The sequence below is a fragment of the Enterobacter sp. RIT418 genome, assembly GCF_003057745.1.
GTDB lineage: Bacteria > Pseudomonadota > Gammaproteobacteria > Enterobacterales > Enterobacteriaceae > Enterobacter.
This window is the reverse complement of the sequence record NZ_QBJD02000016.1, coordinates 84730-100090: the sequence shown is the minus strand read 5'-3', so window position 1 is coordinate 100090 and position 15361 is coordinate 84730. Positions and strand designations below refer to the sequence as shown.

Genomic DNA, 15361 nt, shown 5'->3' with positions numbered 1-15361 from the left:
AATAACTCAACAACAAAAAGCCGACTTCACTTTTGAATCGATAAAATATAACGCTAGAATAGAAAGAATCATCAATCTTCATAAGAAAAAGCTATGGAAAATTATCAGATCGACAATCTTGACCGCGGCATCCTGGAAGCGCTAATGGCCAATGCGCGCACCGCCTACGCCGAGCTGGCAAAACAGTTTGGCGTCAGCCCGGGCACGATTCACGTTCGCGTAGAGAAAATGAAGCAGGCGGGGATCATTACTGGTGCGCGCATTGACGTCAGCCCGAAGCAGCTGGGTTACGACGTGTGCTGCTTTATTGGCATCATTTTGAAAAGCGCGAAAGACTATCCCTCCGCGCTGGAAAAACTCAACGCGCTGGACGAAGTCACCGAGGCGTATTACACCACCGGGCACTACAGCATCTTTATAAAGGTCATGTGTCGATCCATTGATGCCCTTCAGCAGGTACTTATCAACAAGATCCAAACAATCGATGAAATTCAGTCCACCGAGACGCTGATCTCCCTGCAAAACCCGATCATGCGCACCATCCGCCCGTGATCGGGCAATTTCATTCCCACATTTTCCACAGGTAGATCCCAGCTCGCTCACAGCGTACAATGGCCCCCTCTTTCTATGAGCGAGCGATCAATGGCGGACATTACTCTTATCAGCGGCAGCACCCTGGGCGGTGCGGAATACGTAGCGGAACATCTGGCTGAGAAGCTGGAAGAAGCGGGCTTTTCCACGGAAACCCTGCACGGTCCGCTGCTTGACGATCTTCCGACTGATGGGGTCTGGCTGCTTATCACCTCTACTCATGGCGCTGGCGATCTTCCTGACAATCTTCAACCTTTATATGACGAGCTGCAGGAACAGCAGCCTGACCTGTCAAACGTTCGTTTTGGGGCGGTCGGGATCGGCAGCCGTGAATATGACACCTTCTGCGGTGCAATAGAGAAAGTTGAAGCCGCTGTTACCGCATGTGGGGCAAAACAGCTGGGTGAAACGCTGAAGATCAACATCCTCGATCATGATATTCCGGAAGATCCGGCCGAGATCTGGCTAGCAGATTGGAAAAATTTACTCAAACACGCTTAAAGATCGCGCAAACAGATGTGGATAACTCTGGTTAAAAGCTCGTATTAACCCGTAGTTATCCAACGAACAACGCAGAGTATGTTTTTGGCCTGTGTATAAAGTGACGTTTTGATCCCAGCTTATACGGGCCAGGATCACCGTTCACTCACAGCTAACGATCCTTGCTAACCACATGATCTTATTCGCGAGATCGGACTTATCCACAAAGGTTCGCGATCCTAATAAGAGATCACAATAGAACAGATCTCTAAATAAAAAGATCTTCTTTTTAATAGCCCAGGATCCCAATGCTTTCTCGAAAGACTAAAGTTGAGTAGAATCCACGGCCCGGGCTTCAATCCATTTTCACACCGCGTTATGCGAGGCAGACCACCATGTTTTATCAGGATCCTTTTGACGTCATCATCATTGGCGGGGGTCATGCAGGCACCGAGGCCGCAATGGCCGCGGCGCGTATGGGTCAACAGACCCTGCTTTTGACACACAATATCGACACGCTGGGACAAATGTCCTGTAATCCGGCGATTGGCGGCATTGGGAAAGGACACCTGGTAAAAGAAGTGGATGCACTTGGCGGCCTGATGGCGAAAGCGATCGATCGTGCAGGCATTCAGTTTAGGATACTAAACGCGAGCAAAGGTCCGGCTGTGCGTGCGACCCGCGCTCAGGCTGACCGCGTGCTTTACCGTCAGGCGGTACGCACCGCGCTGGAGAATCAGCCAAACCTGATGATCTTCCAGCAGGCGGTTGAAGATCTTATCGTTGAGAACGATCGCGTCGTCGGCGCCGTGACCCAAATGGGCCTCAAATTCCGCGCTAAAGCCGTCGTTTTGACCGTCGGGACCTTCCTGGACGGTAAAATCCATATCGGACTGGACAACTACAGCGGCGGCCGTGCTGGCGATCCGCCGTCCATTCCGCTTTCGCGTCGCCTGCGTGAACTGCCGCTGCGCGTGAGCCGTCTGAAAACCGGTACGCCTCCGCGTATTGACGCGCGCACCATCGATTTCAGCGTGTTGGCACAGCAGCACGGCGATAATCCGATGCCGGTCTTCTCGTTCATGGGCAATGCGGCGCAGCATCCGCAGCAGGTGCCGTGCTACATCACGCACACCAACGAAAAAACCCATGACGTGATCCGCAATAACCTCGATCGCAGCCCAATGTACGCAGGCGTGATCGAAGGGATCGGCCCACGCTACTGCCCGTCGATCGAAGATAAGGTGATGCGCTTTGCCGATCGCAACCAGCACCAGATCTTCCTTGAACCGGAAGGGCTGACCTCTAACGAAATTTACCCGAACGGGATCTCCACCAGCCTGCCGTTCGACGTGCAGATGCAGATTGTTCGCTCTATGCAGGGGATGGAGAATGCGAGAATCGTTCGCCCTGGCTACGCGATTGAGTACGATTTCTTCGATCCGCGCGACCTGAAGCCAACCCTGGAAAGCAAATTCATCCAGGGCCTGTTCTTCGCTGGCCAGATTAACGGCACCACAGGTTACGAAGAAGCGGCCGCACAAGGGCTGCTGGCCGGTCTGAACGCCGCACGCTTCTCTGCGGAAAAAGACGGCTGGGCGCCGGCGCGTTCCCAGGCCTATCTGGGCGTCCTGGTTGACGACCTCTGCACGCTCGGTACCAAAGAACCGTACCGTATGTTTACCTCCCGCGCGGAATATCGTCTGATGCTCCGTGAAGACAACGCAGACCTGCGCCTGACCGAAATGGGCCGCGAGCTGGGTCTGGTTGACGATGAACGCTGGGCGCGTTTCAACGAGAAGCTGGAGCGCATTGAGCAGGAACGTCAGCGTCTGAAAACAACGTGGGTCAATCCGCAGGCGGAAACCGCTGCCGAAGTGAACGCTCACTTGACCGCGCCGCTCTCGCGTGAAGCCAGCGGTGAAGACCTGCTGCGTCGCCCTGAAGTGACCTATGAAAACCTGGTCAAACTGACCGCGTTTGCGCCAGGCCTCGAAGACGCGGAAGCCGCGGAGCAGGTCGAAATCCAGGTAAAATACGAAGGCTACATCGCGCGCCAGCAGGATGAGATCGAAAAACAGCAGCGAAACGAAAACACGCTGCTGCCGGAAATGCTGGACTACCGTCAGGTAACGGGGCTTTCCAACGAGGTGATCGCCAAGCTTAACGATCACAAGCCAGTGTCGATCGGCCAGGCTTCACGCATCTCAGGCGTTACGCCAGCTGCGATTTCTATCCTGCTGGTGTGGTTGAAAAAACAGGGCATGCTGCGCCGCAGCGCGTAATGCCCTGAACATTGCCCGGTGGCGCTGCGCTTACCGGGTCTACTAAATCCGTAGGGCGGGTAAGCACAACGCTACCCGCAACCTAAGTTTTCCAACAGGTACTCACCGTGCTCAATAAACTCTCTCGTCTGCTGGATCAGGCAGGTATTTCGCTCACCGATCACCAGAAAACTCAGCTGGTGGGGTATGTCGACATGCTGAATAAATGGAACAAAGCGTACAACCTGACCTCCGTACGCGACCCCAACGAGATGCTGATTCGCCATATCCTCGACAGCATTGTCGTCGCACCGCATCTTAACGGTGAACGCTTTATTGACGTCGGTACGGGGCCCGGTCTGCCTGGCATTCCGCTGTCGATTGTCCGTCCGGAGAGTCATTTCACGCTGCTGGACAGTCTTGGCAAGCGCGTGCGTTTTCTGCGTCAGGTTCAGCATGAGCTGAAGCTTGAAAACATTACGCCGGTTCAGAGCAGGGTAGAGGACTTTCCGGCAGAGCCGCCGTTTGACGGCGTGATCAGCCGTGCATTTGCCTCGTTAAACGACATGGTGAGCTGGTGTAAGCATCTGCCTGCTGAGAATGGACGTTTTTATGCGCTGAAAGGCCAGATGCCTGGCGACGAAATTGAGCAACTACCGGAAGGCTATTCGGTCGAATCTATTGAAAAACTGAAGGTTCCTCAACTCGAGGGCGAGCGTCATTTGGTGATTATTAAGCCAAACAATATTTAAAAATTTAATAAAAAATGTGGAATTTGTGCTGTTCTCTTTGTGTTAAAAAGCAGCACAACTCGCGACGATGGGCTGAAGTTAATTTAACCTTGATGTTACCATGGCTTTTCTTATGGTTAACGTGATTCGATTTATTGCACACGGCTGATAGTCAACAATGAAAATATCAGTCTGCTAAATGTGATGAACAGTTATGAATCATTGATGTTAATTATTTATTAAGAATGTCAATGAAAGGTTTTTGTTGTATACAGGGCTGTTTTGAAAATAGTTACGATATTTTTTCTTTAATTTCATAAAGATGACGTTATGCGATTCAAGGCTTTGATAAACACATCCTTATCGTAAATGTATAATTTGTGATCTCGTGCACGCTTTGTCGTCAATGTTTCCGCGTGGTTTGCAGTTTTGCTCTATGGACGGCACTTTCATCAAAAGTTAAAAAATAGGGGCGGGGAAAAATATTTAAACATTTATTCACCTTTTCGCTACTTAATGTTTGAAATCACGGGTACGCACCGTATAATTTGTCCGCTTTTTGATGCTTGACTCTGAGCCTTAAAGGACGTTTTATACGACACGCGGCATACCTCGAAGGGAGCAGGAGTAAAAACGTGATGTCTGTGTCGCTCTTGAGTAGAAACGTTGCTCGTAAGCTTCTGTTCATTCAGTTTCTGGCCGTGATAGCAAGTGGACTGCTGTTTAGCCTCAAAGACCCCTTCTGGGGCATCTCCGCCGCGTGCGGGGGATTGGCGGTAGTTTTGCCAAACATGTTGTTTATGATTTTTGCCTGGCGTCATCAGGCGCATACACCCGCCAAAGGCCGCGTGGCCTGGTCCTTCGCTTTGGGCGAAGTGTGTAAGGTGTTGCTGACCTTTGCTTTGCTGGTGATGGCGCTGGCGGTTTTAAAAGTGGTATTCATGCCGCTGATAGCTACGTGGGTTTTGGTGCTGGTGGTACAAGTTCTGGCTCCAGCTGTAATCAATAACAAAGGGTAAAAGGCATCATGGCTTCAGAAAATATGACGCCGCAGGATTACATAGGTCACCATCTGAATAACCTTCAGCTGGACCTGCGTACATTCTCGCTGGTGGATCCACATAACCCCCCGGCCACCTTCTGGACGATCAACATCGACTCCATGTTCTTCTCGGTGGTTTTGGGTCTTCTGTTCCTGGCCATGTTCCGCGGTGTTGCTAAACGAGCGACCAGCGGTGTTCCAGGGAAATTCCAGACCTTCGTCGAAATGATCATCGGCTTCGTCCACGGTAGCGTCAAAGACATGTATCACGGTAAGAGCAAGCTGATTGCTCCGCTGGCGCTGACGGTCTTTGTCTGGGTCTTCCTGATGAACCTGATGGACCTTCTGCCTATCGATTTCCTGCCGTGGATTGGCGAACATGTCCTCGGTCTGCCAGCACTGCGCGTGGTTCCGTCCGCTGACGTGAACATCACCCTGTCGATGGCGCTGGGCGTATTTATCCTGATTCTTTTCTACAGCATCAAAATGAAAGGCGTAAGCGGCTTTGTGAAAGAGCTTACCTTGCAGCCGTTCAACCACTGGGCGTTTATTCCGGTCAACCTGATCCTGGAAGGCGTTAGCCTGCTGTCCAAACCTGTTTCACTGGGTCTGCGACTGTTCGGCAACATGTATGCGGGTGAGCTGATTTTCATTCTGATCGCGGGTCTTCTGCCGTGGTGGTCACAGTGGATTCTTAATGTGCCATGGGCCATTTTCCACATCCTGATCATTACGCTGCAAGCCTTTATCTTCATGGTTCTGACGATCGTCTATCTGTCGATGGCGTCTGAAGAGCACTGATTTTTTACCAACACTACTACGTTTTAATTGAAACAAACTGGAGACTGTCATGGAAAACCTGAATATGGATCTGCTGTACATGGCTGCCGCTGTGATGATGGGTCTGGCGGCTATCGGTGCTGCGATCGGTATCGGCATCCTCGGAGGTAAATTCCTGGAAGGCGCAGCGCGTCAACCGGATCTGATTCCTCTGCTGCGTACTCAGTTCTTTATCGTTATGGGTCTGGTGGATGCAATCCCAATGATCGCTGTAGGTCTGGGTCTGTACGTGATGTTTGCTGTCGCGTAGTAGTTGTTTTAAAACCCCAAGCCACAGAAATTTAAGAGGTATTGTGCTGTGAACATGAACGCAACAATCCTCGGCCAGGCCATCGCGTTTATTCTCTTTGTCTGGTTCTGCATGAAGTATGTATGGCCGCCTTTAATGGCTGCCATCGAAAAACGTCAGAAAGAAATTGCTGACGGTCTGGCTTCCGCAGAACGCGCTAAGAAAGATTTGGACCTTGCACAGGCCAACGCGACAGACCAGCTGAAAAAAGCGAAAGCTGAAGCTCAGGTAATCATTGAACAGGCTAACAAACGCCGTTCTCAGATCCTGGACGAAGCCAAAGCTGAAGCAGAACAGGAACGTACTAAGATCGTGACACAGGCTCAGGCTGAAATTGAAGCCGAGCGTAAACGTGCTCGTGAAGAACTGCGTAAGCAGGTTGCGATTCTGGCTGTTGCTGGCGCCGAGAAGATCATCGAACGTTCCGTGGATGAAGCTGCTAACAGCGACATCGTGGACAAACTTGTCGCTGAACTGTAAGGAGGGAGGGGCTGATGTCTGAATTTGTTACGGTAGCTCGCCCCTACGCCAAAGCAGCTTTTGACTTTGCTGTCGAACACCAAAGTGTCGATCGCTGGCAGGACATGCTGGCGTTTGCCGCTGAGGTGACGAAAAACGAACAAATGGCTGAGTTGCTTTCCGGTGCATTAGCGCCTGAAACCCTCGCCGCGTCGTTTATCGCCGTGTGCGGAGAGCAGCTGGATGCCAACGGCCAGAACCTGATTAAGGTGATGGCAGAGAATGGTCGTCTGCGCGTGCTCCCGGATGTTCTTGAGCAGTTTGAGCACTTACGTGCCCTTAGTGAAGCCACTGCAGAAGTCGAAGTGACCTCTGCGACTGAACTGAGTGATGAACAGCTTGCGAAAATTACCGCCGCGATGGAAAAACGTCTGTCACGCAAAGTTAAGCTGAATTGCAAAATCGATAAGTCTGTAATGGCAGGCGTAATCATCCGCTCGGGTGATATGGTCATTGATGGCAGCGTACGCGGCCGTCTTGAACGCCTTGCAGACGTCTTGCAGTCTTAAGGGGACTGGAGCATGCAACTGAATTCCACCGAAATCAGCGAACTGATCAAGCAGCGCATTGCTCAGTTCAGTGTTGTGAGTGAAGCTCACAACGAAGGTACTATTGTTTCTGTAAGTGACGGTGTTATCCGCATCCACGGCCTGGCCGATTGTATGCAGGGTGAGATGATTTCCCTGCCGGGTAACCGTTACGCTATCGCACTGAACCTGGAGCGCGACTCCGTAGGTGCTGTTGTGATGGGCCCATACGCTGACCTCGCCGAAGGCATGAAGGTTAAGTGTACTGGCCGTATTCTGGAAGTGCCGGTTGGCCGTGGCCTGCTGGGCCGCGTGGTTAACACCCTGGGTGCGCCAATCGACGGTAAAGGTCCGGTTGAGCACGATGGCTTCTCCCCAATCGAAGTTATCGCACCGGGCGTTATCGACCGTCAGTCCGTTGATCAGCCAGTACAGACTGGCTATAAGTCCGTTGATGCCATGATCCCAATCGGTCGTGGTCAGCGTGAACTGATCATCGGTGACCGTCAGACCGGTAAAACCGCGATGGCAATCGACGCCATCATCAACCAGCGTGACTCCGGCATCAAATGTGTGTACGTGGCTATCGGCCAGAAAGCGTCCACCATTTCTAACGTGGTTCGTAAACTGGAAGAGCACGGCGCGCTGTCTAACACCATCGTTGTTGTCGCGACCGCTTCTGAATCTGCTGCACTGCAATACCTGGCGCCATACGCCGGTTGCGCAATGGGCGAATACTTCCGTGACCGCGGTGAAGATGCGCTGATCGTATACGATGACCTGTCTAAACAGGCCGTTGCTTACCGTCAGGTTTCCCTGCTGCTCCGTCGTCCACCAGGACGTGAAGCATTCCCTGGCGACGTATTCTACCTCCACTCTCGTCTGCTGGAGCGTGCTTCCCGCGTTAACGCGGAATACGTCGAGAACTTCACCAAAGGTGAAGTGAAGGGTAAAACGGGCTCTCTGACCGCACTGCCGATCATTGAAACCCAGGCGGGTGACGTTTCTGCGTTCGTTCCGACCAACGTAATCTCCATTACCGATGGTCAGATCTTCCTGGAAACCAACCTGTTTAACTCCGGTATTCGTCCGGCGGTTAACCCGGGTATCTCCGTATCCCGTGTAGGTGGTGCTGCTCAGACCAAGATCATCAAGAAACTGTCCGGTGGTATTCGTACCGCGCTGGCACAGTATCGTGAACTGGCTGCGTTCTCTCAGTTCGCATCCGATCTGGACGAAGCAACCCGTAAACAGCTGAGCCACGGTCAGAAAGTGACCGAGCTGCTGAAGCAGAAACAGTACGCACCAATGTCTGTTGCTCAGCAGGGTCTGGTTCTGTTCGCGGCTGAACGCGGTTACCTCGAAGATGTGGAACTGGCGAAAATCGGTAGCTTCGAAGCCGCTCTGCTGGCTTACGTCGACCGTGATCACGCTCCGCTGATGCAAGAGATCAACCAGACCGGTGGCTATAACGATGAAATCGAAGGCAAGCTGAAAGCTATCCTCGATTCCTTCAAAGCAACCCAGTCCTGGTAATCGTCCGGCGGCTTGTCGTGAGACAAGCCGTCAGGCATTGAGGAGAAGCTCATGGCCGGCGCAAAAGAGATACGTAGTAAGATCGCAAGCGTCCAAAACACGCAGAAGATCACTAAAGCGATGGAGATGGTCGCCGCTTCCAAAATGCGTAAATCGCAGGATCGCATGGCGGCCAGCCGTCCTTATGCAGAAACCATGCGCAAAGTGATTGGTCACCTTGCAAACGGTAATCTGGAATATAAGCACCCTTACCTGGAAGAACGCGACGTTAAGCGCGTGGGCTACCTGGTGGTGTCGACCGACCGTGGTCTGTGTGGCGGCTTGAACATTAACCTGTTCAAAAAACTGCTGGCGGATATGAAAGGCTGGTCCGATAAAGGCGTTCAGTGCGATCTGGCACTGATTGGCTCTAAAGGCGTCTCTTTCTTTAACTCCGTTGGTGGCAACATTGTCGCTCAGGTGACCGGTATGGGTGATAACCCGTCCCTGTCCGAACTGATCGGCCCGGTTAAAGTGATGTTGCAGGCCTATGATGAAGGCCGTCTGGACAGACTGTACGTTGTCAGCAACAAATTTATTAACACCATGTCTCAGGTGCCTACGATCACTCAGATGCTGCCTTTACCGGCATCAGAAGATGACGAGTTGAAGCAGAAAGCCTGGGATTACCTGTATGAACCCGATCCGAAACCGCTGCTGGATACCCTGCTGCGTCGTTACGTTGAATCACAGGTTTATCAGGGCGTTGTAGAAAACCTGGCCAGCGAGCAGGCCGCACGAATGGTGGCGATGAAAGCCGCGACCGATAATGGCGGCAGCCTGATTAAAGAGCTGCAGTTGGTTTACAACAAAGCTCGTCAGGCCAGCATTACTCAGGAACTCACCGAGATCGTCTCGGGGGCCGCCGCGGTTTAACCAGGTTTACGAATTACGTAGAGGATTCAAGATGGCTACTGGAAAGATTGTCCAGGTAATCGGCGCCGTGGTGGACGTCGAGTTCCCTCAGGACGCCGTACCACGCGTGTACGACGCGCTTGAGGTACAGAATGGTAACGAGAGCCTGGTGCTGGAAGTTCAGCAGCAGCTCGGCGGCGGTATCGTGCGTACCATCGCGATGGGTTCTTCCGACGGTCTGCGTCGTGGTCTGGAAGTGAAAGACCTTGAGCACCCGATCGAAGTCCCGGTAGGTAAAGCAACGCTGGGTCGTATCATGAACGTATTGGGTCAGCCAATCGACATGAAAGGCGACATCGGTGAAGAAGAGCGTTGGGCTATCCACCGCGCGGCACCGTCCTACGAAGAGCTGTCCAGCTCTCAGGAACTGCTGGAAACCGGTATCAAAGTTATCGACCTGATGTGTCCGTTCGCGAAGGGCGGTAAAGTCGGTCTGTTCGGTGGTGCGGGTGTAGGTAAAACCGTAAACATGATGGAGCTGATCCGTAACATCGCGATCGAGCACTCCGGTTACTCCGTGTTTGCGGGCGTAGGTGAACGTACTCGTGAGGGTAACGACTTCTACCACGAAATGACCGACTCCAACGTTCTGGACAAAGTATCCCTGGTTTACGGCCAGATGAACGAGCCACCAGGAAACCGTCTGCGCGTAGCGCTGACCGGCCTGACGATGGCTGAGAAGTTCCGTGACGAAGGTCGTGACGTTCTGCTGTTCGTCGATAACATCTACCGTTACACCCTGGCCGGTACTGAAGTATCCGCACTGCTGGGTCGTATGCCTTCAGCGGTAGGTTATCAGCCAACGCTGGCGGAAGAGATGGGTGTTCTTCAGGAACGTATCACCTCTACCAAAACCGGCTCTATCACCTCCGTTCAGGCGGTATACGTACCTGCGGATGACTTGACTGACCCATCTCCAGCCACCACCTTTGCGCACTTAGATGCAACCGTGGTACTGAGCCGTCAGATCGCGTCTCTGGGTATCTACCCGGCCGTTGACCCGCTGGACTCCACCAGCCGTCAGCTGGATCCACTGGTTGTGGGTCAGGAACACTACGACACCGCGCGTGGCGTACAGTCCCTGCTCCAGCGTTACCAGGAACTGAAAGACATCATCGCCATCCTGGGTATGGATGAGCTGTCTGAAGAAGACAAACTGGTGGTAGCACGCGCGCGTAAGATCCAGCGCTTCCTGTCCCAGCCGTTCTTCGTTGCGGAAGTATTCACCGGTTCTCCGGGTAAATACGTTTCCCTGAAAGACACCATCCGTGGCTTTAAGGGCATCATGGAAGGCGAATACGATCACCTGCCGGAGCAGGCGTTCTACATGGTTGGTTCCATCGACGAAGCCGTGGAAAAAGCCAAAAAACTTTAACGCCTTAATCGGAGGGTGATATGGCAATGACTTACCACCTGGACGTCGTCAGCGCAGAGCAACAAATGTTCTCTGGTCTGGTCGAGAAAATCCAGGTAACGGGTAGTGAAGGTGAACTGGGTATTTTCCCAGGGCACGCACCGCTGCTCACCGCCATTAAGCCTGGTATGATCCGCATCGTTAAACAGTTCGGTCACGAAGAGTTTATCTATCTGTCTGGCGGCATTCTTGAAGTGCAGCCTGGCAGTGTGACCGTTCTGGCCGATACCGCTATCCGTGGACAGGATCTCGACGAAGCGCGAGCCCTGGAATCGAAGCGTAAGGCTGAAGAGCACATTAGCAGCTCTCATGGTGACGTGGATTACGCTCAGGCGTCTGCGGAGCTGGCCAAAGCGATCGCGAAACTGCGCGTTATCGAGTTGACCAAAAAAGCGATGTAACACCGGCTTGAAAAGCACAAAAGCCAGTCTGGTTCCCAGGCTGGCTTTTTTTTTCATCCTTAATTCATGATGAAAAAGATGTAGAATTTTGAGCATCAAACGTTTTTACTTCTCACTTAAATTACAGTCAGGACGCGTATGTTGAACAATACGATGAGCGTGGTCATTCTTGCCGCAGGCAAAGGCACCCGCATGTATTCCGATCTTCCCAAGGTGCTTCACACGCTGGCAGGAAAGCCGATGGTGCAGCATGTTATTGATGCTGCAAATGAATTGGGCGCGCGTCAGGTCAACCTGGTGTACGGTCACGGTGGCGATTTGCTGAAAGCAACGCTGCGTGATGACAAGCTCAACTGGGTGCTTCAGGCAGAACAGCTGGGTACCGGCCATGCGATGCAGCAGGCGGCTCCGTTCTTCGCCGATGATGAAGACATTCTGATGCTCTACGGCGACGTCCCGCTGATCTCCGTTGAAACGCTGACTCGCCTGCGTGAAGCCAAGCCGCAGGGCGGCATTGGCTTGCTTACCGTCGTGCTGGACGATCCGAGCGGCTATGGCCGCATCACGCGTGAAAACGGCAACGTGACCGGTATTGTCGAACATAAAGATGCCACCGACGCGCAGCGCCAGATCCAGGAAATCAACACCGGCATCCTGATTGCCAACGGCGCAGACATGAAGCGCTGGCTGTCAAACCTCAACAATAATAATGCGCAGGGTGAATACTACATCACCGACATCATCGCGATGGCGTATCAGGAAGGCCGTGAAATTGCCGCCGTTCATCCGGCGCGCATCAGCGAAACGGAAGGCGTAAACAACCGCCTGCAGCTTTCCCGCCTCGAGCGTATTTATCAGTCCGAGCAGGCCGAAAAGCTTCTGCTGGCGGGCGTGATGTTGCGCGATCCGGCGCGTTTCGATCTGCGCGGTACGCTATCCCACGGGCGCGACGTTGAAATTGATACTAACGTTATCGTTGAAGGCAACGTCCAGCTCGGTAACCGCGTCAAAATTGGTACAGGTTGCGTGATCAAAAACAGCGTCATCGGTGACGACTGTGAAATCAGCCCGTACAGCGTGGTGGAAGATGCCCATCTGGAAGCGGCCTGCACTATTGGCCCGTTCGCCCGCCTGCGCCCGGGGGCTGAGCTGCTGGAAGGCGCTCACGTGGGTAACTTCGTTGAAATGAAGAAGGCACGTCTGGGTAAAGGCTCCAAGGCCGGTCATCTGACCTATCTGGGCGATGCGGAAATTGGCGATAACGTGAATATTGGTGCAGGTACCATTACCTGTAACTATGACGGTGCCAACAAGTTTAAAACGATCATTGGCGATGACGTGTTCGTCGGTTCCGACACGCAGCTGGTGGCGCCTGTTACCGTAGGTAACGGCGTGACTATTGCTGCCGGGACGACCGTGACGCGTGACGTGGCGGATAACGAGTTAGTGCTAAGCCGCGTGCCGCAGGTGCACAAGCAGGGCTGGAAACGCCCGGTGAAGAAGAAGTAACGGATTTACCCCTCACCCTAACCCTCTCCCCAAAGGGGAGAGGGGATTGTTCGGTGCGGTGTTTTTCTCCCTCGCCCCTTTGGGGAGAGGGCCGGGGTGAGGGGATAATATAATCCTCCCCCCACAAGCAGTACCCATAACAATAACCCCACTCTCTACAAGGCTCGGGGTGCCCGGAAAGGGCGTTACCCAAAGGATTTCGCGTTGTGGCAAGGCGGCAAGCGTATGAGTCCATGGGAGCTTACTTAAGTAAGTGACCGTGGCGAGTACGAGAAGCCAACGCAGCCGCAGCGTGAAAGACGTAGGGTAAATACAGGTCAGCGACAACGCAGGCATCATGCCTAAATTCGGAATCTAAAATATGTGTGGAATTGTTGGCGCAGTTGCGCAGCGTGATATTGCTGAAATCCTTCTCGAAGGTTTACGTCGTCTGGAATACCGTGGCTACGACTCGGCCGGTCTGGCCGTTGTCGATGCAGAAGGGCATATGACCCGCCTGCGCCGTCTCGGTAAAGTGCAAATGCTGGCTCAGGCCGCGGAAGAACACCCACTGCACGGCGGCACCGGTATCGCGCACACCCGCTGGGCGACGCACGGCGAACCGTCTGAAGGTAACGCGCACCCGCATGTGTCTGAACACATCGTGGTGGTGCATAACGGCATTATTGAAAACCACGAACCGCTGCGCGAAGAACTCAAAGCGCGCGGCTATACCTTTGTCTCTGAAACCGACACCGAAGTGATTGCTCACCTGGTTCACTGGGAGCTGGCACAGGGCGGCACGCTGCGTGAAGCGGTGCTGCGCGCGATACCTCAGCTGCGCGGTGCGTACGGTACGGTGATCATGGATTCCCGTGACCCTTCTACCCTGCTGGCCGCGCGTTCCGGTAGCCCGATGGTTATCGGTCTGGGCATGGGCGAAAACTTTATCGCTTCTGACCAGCTGGCGCTGCTGCCGGTGACCCGTCGCTTTATCTTCCTCGAAGAGGGCGATATCGCGGAAGTGACGCGCCGCAGCGTGACCGTGTTCGATACCAAAGGCGAACAGGTGAAGCGTCAGGAGATCGAATCCAACCTGCAGTACGACGCGGGCGACAAAGGCGCTTACCGTCACTACATGCAGAAAGAGATCTACGAGCAGCCGAACGCTATTAAGAACACGCTGACCGGGCGCATCAGCCACGGCGAGGTGGACCTGAGCGAACTGGGCGCCAACGCCAACGAATTGCTCGGCAAAGTAGAGCATATTCAGATCGTCGCCTGCGGGACCTCATACAACTCCGGCATGGTCTCTCGCTACTGGTTTGAATCCCTGGCGGGCGTGCCGTGCGATGTGGAAATTGCGTCAGAGTTCCGCTACCGCAAATCCGCCGTACGCCGCAACAGCCTGATGATCACCTTATCTCAGTCTGGTGAAACGGCGGACACCCTGGCGGCGCTGCGCCTTTCTAAAGAGCTGGGCTACCTGGGCTCGCTGGCTATCTGTAATGTTCCCGGCTCGTCGCTGGTGCGTGAATCCGATCTGGCGCTGATGACCAAAGCAGGCACCGAAATCGGCGTGGCATCGACTAAGGCATTTACCACTCAGCTGACCGTTCTGCTGATGCTGGTGGCGAAACTGGCGCGCCTGAAAGGCCAGGACGCGTCCGTTGAGCATGACATTGTTCACGGCCTGCAGGCGCTGCCGAGCCGTATTGAGCAGATGCTGTCTCAGGACAAGCGCATTGAAGCGCTGGCGGAAGATTTCTCTGACAAACATCACGCCCTGTTCCTTGGCCGTGGCGATCAGTATCCGATTGCGCTGGAAGGCGCGCTGAAGCTGAAAGAGATCTCATATATTCACGCGGAAGCCTACGCGGCGGGCGAGCTGAAGCACGGCCCGCTGGCGCTGATCGACGCGGATATGCCGGTTATCGTTGTCGCACCTAACAACGAACTGCTGGAAAAGCTGAAGTCTAACATCGAAGAAGTCCGCGCCCGCGGCGGCGTGCTGTACGTCTTCGCTGATAAAGATGCCGGTTTTGCCAGCAGCGATAACATGCACATCATCGAGATGCCGCATGTAGAAGAGGTCATTGCGCCAATCTTCTACACCGTTCCGCTGCAGCTTCTGGCTTATCACGTCGCGCTGATTAAAGGCACCGACGTTGACCAGCCGCGTAACCTGGCGAAGTCCGTCACCGTAGAATAATCCCTCAAGGCTCCACCTTCGGGTGGAGCTTTTTTATGACAATCTGTCATTTTCAGCTATTTTTTCAGTGTCA

The 15361-nt window shown here is 53.6% G+C and carries 15 protein-coding genes; all 15 read left to right on the top strand.

The annotated features are described in order from the left end of the window. Nucleotides 1–93: 93 nt before the first annotated feature. Nucleotides 94–552: a transcriptional regulator AsnC gene (asnC, locus tag DBY73_RS17835; protein WP_003862383.1), complete on the top strand. Its 459-nt coding sequence runs from the start codon at nucleotides 94–96 to the stop codon at nucleotides 550–552. 90 nt (nucleotides 553–642) lie between these two features. Continuing rightward, the gene (gene mioC, locus DBY73_RS17830) at nucleotides 643–1092 is read left to right on the top strand and encodes an FMN-binding protein MioC (RefSeq protein WP_112012394.1); all 450 of its coding nucleotides are present in this window, start codon (nucleotides 643–645) and stop codon (nucleotides 1090–1092) included. 374 nt (nucleotides 1093–1466) lie between these two features. Further along, nucleotides 1467–3356: a tRNA uridine-5-carboxymethylaminomethyl(34) synthesis enzyme MnmG gene (gene mnmG, locus DBY73_RS17820; RefSeq protein ID WP_112012393.1), complete on the top strand. Its 1890-nt coding sequence runs from the start codon at nucleotides 1467–1469 to the stop codon at nucleotides 3354–3356. Between the two features lie 107 nt (nucleotides 3357–3463). Continuing rightward, nucleotides 3464–4087, top strand: a complete 624-nt coding sequence (rsmG, locus tag DBY73_RS17815; RefSeq protein WP_112012392.1) for a 16S rRNA (guanine(527)-N(7))-methyltransferase RsmG — start codon at nucleotides 3464–3466, stop codon at nucleotides 4085–4087. A gap of 617 nt (nucleotides 4088–4704) precedes the next feature. After that, a complete protein-coding gene (gene atpI / locus DBY73_RS17810; RefSeq protein ID WP_112012391.1) occupies nucleotides 4705–5085 on the top strand; it encodes a F0F1 ATP synthase subunit I in 381 nt (126 codons plus the stop codon). An 8-nt stretch (nucleotides 5086–5093) separates the two neighbouring features. Continuing rightward, nucleotides 5094–5909 (top strand): F0F1 ATP synthase subunit A, encoded by an 816-nt coding sequence (gene atpB, locus DBY73_RS17805; protein ID WP_006177554.1) that lies wholly within the window; start codon nucleotides 5094–5096, stop codon nucleotides 5907–5909. Nucleotides 5910–5958: 49 nt separating this feature from the next. Further along, nucleotides 5959–6198: a F0F1 ATP synthase subunit C gene (gene atpE, locus DBY73_RS17800; RefSeq protein ID WP_000429386.1), complete on the top strand. Its 240-nt coding sequence runs from the start codon at nucleotides 5959–5961 to the stop codon at nucleotides 6196–6198. Between the two features lie 48 nt (nucleotides 6199–6246). Further along, nucleotides 6247–6717: a F0F1 ATP synthase subunit B gene (atpF, locus tag DBY73_RS17795; RefSeq protein ID WP_003862370.1), complete on the top strand. Its 471-nt coding sequence runs from the start codon at nucleotides 6247–6249 to the stop codon at nucleotides 6715–6717. A 14-nt stretch (nucleotides 6718–6731) separates the two neighbouring features. Further along, nucleotides 6732–7265 (top strand): F0F1 ATP synthase subunit delta, encoded by a 534-nt coding sequence (atpH, locus tag DBY73_RS17790; RefSeq protein ID WP_112012390.1) that lies wholly within the window; start codon nucleotides 6732–6734, stop codon nucleotides 7263–7265. A gap of 12 nt (nucleotides 7266–7277) precedes the next feature. Next, nucleotides 7278–8819: a F0F1 ATP synthase subunit alpha gene (gene atpA, locus DBY73_RS17785; protein ID WP_006808751.1), complete on the top strand. Its 1542-nt coding sequence runs from the start codon at nucleotides 7278–7280 to the stop codon at nucleotides 8817–8819. 51 nt (nucleotides 8820–8870) lie between these two features. Further along, nucleotides 8871–9734, top strand: a complete 864-nt coding sequence (atpG, locus tag DBY73_RS17780) for a F0F1 ATP synthase subunit gamma (RefSeq protein ID WP_014881884.1) — start codon at nucleotides 8871–8873, stop codon at nucleotides 9732–9734. 31 nt (nucleotides 9735–9765) lie between these two features. After that, complete coding sequence (atpD, locus tag DBY73_RS17775; RefSeq protein WP_006177559.1) at nucleotides 9766–11148, top strand: F0F1 ATP synthase subunit beta; 1383 nt, start codon at nucleotides 9766–9768, stop codon at nucleotides 11146–11148. A gap of 20 nt (nucleotides 11149–11168) precedes the next feature. Further along, a complete protein-coding gene (locus tag DBY73_RS17770) occupies nucleotides 11169–11588 on the top strand; it encodes a F0F1 ATP synthase subunit epsilon (protein ID WP_006177560.1) in 420 nt (139 codons plus the stop codon). 138 nt (nucleotides 11589–11726) lie between these two features. Further along, a complete protein-coding gene (glmU, locus tag DBY73_RS17765; protein ID WP_112012389.1) occupies nucleotides 11727–13097 on the top strand; it encodes a bifunctional UDP-N-acetylglucosamine diphosphorylase/glucosamine-1-phosphate N-acetyltransferase GlmU in 1371 nt (456 codons plus the stop codon). 361 nt (nucleotides 13098–13458) lie between these two features. After that, the gene (gene glmS / locus DBY73_RS17755; protein ID WP_112012387.1) at nucleotides 13459–15288 is read left to right on the top strand and encodes a glutamine--fructose-6-phosphate transaminase (isomerizing); all 1830 of its coding nucleotides are present in this window, start codon (nucleotides 13459–13461) and stop codon (nucleotides 15286–15288) included. The last annotated feature ends 73 nt before the right edge of the window (nucleotides 15289–15361 follow it).

What these genes read in the sequence shown, in the direction of transcription:
- asnC (WP_003862383.1), top strand. Translation starts at nt 94, where the DNA reads ATGGAAAATTATCAGATCGACAATCTTGACCGCGGCATCCTGGAAGCG.
- mioC (WP_112012394.1), top strand. Translation starts at nt 643, where the DNA reads ATGGCGGACATTACTCTTATCAGCGGCAGCACCCTGGGCGGTGCGGAA.
- mnmG (WP_112012393.1), top strand. Translation starts at nt 1,467, where the DNA reads ATGTTTTATCAGGATCCTTTTGACGTCATCATCATTGGCGGGGGTCAT.
- atpI (WP_112012391.1), top strand. Translation starts at nt 4,705, where the DNA reads ATGTCTGTGTCGCTCTTGAGTAGAAACGTTGCTCGTAAGCTTCTGTTC.
- atpB (WP_006177554.1), top strand. Translation starts at nt 5,094, where the DNA reads ATGGCTTCAGAAAATATGACGCCGCAGGATTACATAGGTCACCATCTG.
- atpE (WP_000429386.1), top strand. Translation starts at nt 5,959, where the DNA reads ATGGAAAACCTGAATATGGATCTGCTGTACATGGCTGCCGCTGTGATG.
- atpH (WP_112012390.1), top strand. Translation starts at nt 6,732, where the DNA reads ATGTCTGAATTTGTTACGGTAGCTCGCCCCTACGCCAAAGCAGCTTTT.
- atpA (WP_006808751.1), top strand. Translation starts at nt 7,278, where the DNA reads ATGCAACTGAATTCCACCGAAATCAGCGAACTGATCAAGCAGCGCATT.
- atpG (WP_014881884.1), top strand. Translation starts at nt 8,871, where the DNA reads ATGGCCGGCGCAAAAGAGATACGTAGTAAGATCGCAAGCGTCCAAAAC.
- atpD (WP_006177559.1), top strand. Translation starts at nt 9,766, where the DNA reads ATGGCTACTGGAAAGATTGTCCAGGTAATCGGCGCCGTGGTGGACGTC.
- DBY73_RS17770 (WP_006177560.1), top strand. Translation starts at nt 11,169, where the DNA reads ATGGCAATGACTTACCACCTGGACGTCGTCAGCGCAGAGCAACAAATG.
- glmU (WP_112012389.1), top strand. Translation starts at nt 11,727, where the DNA reads ATGTTGAACAATACGATGAGCGTGGTCATTCTTGCCGCAGGCAAAGGC.
- glmS (WP_112012387.1), top strand. Translation starts at nt 13,459, where the DNA reads ATGTGTGGAATTGTTGGCGCAGTTGCGCAGCGTGATATTGCTGAAATC.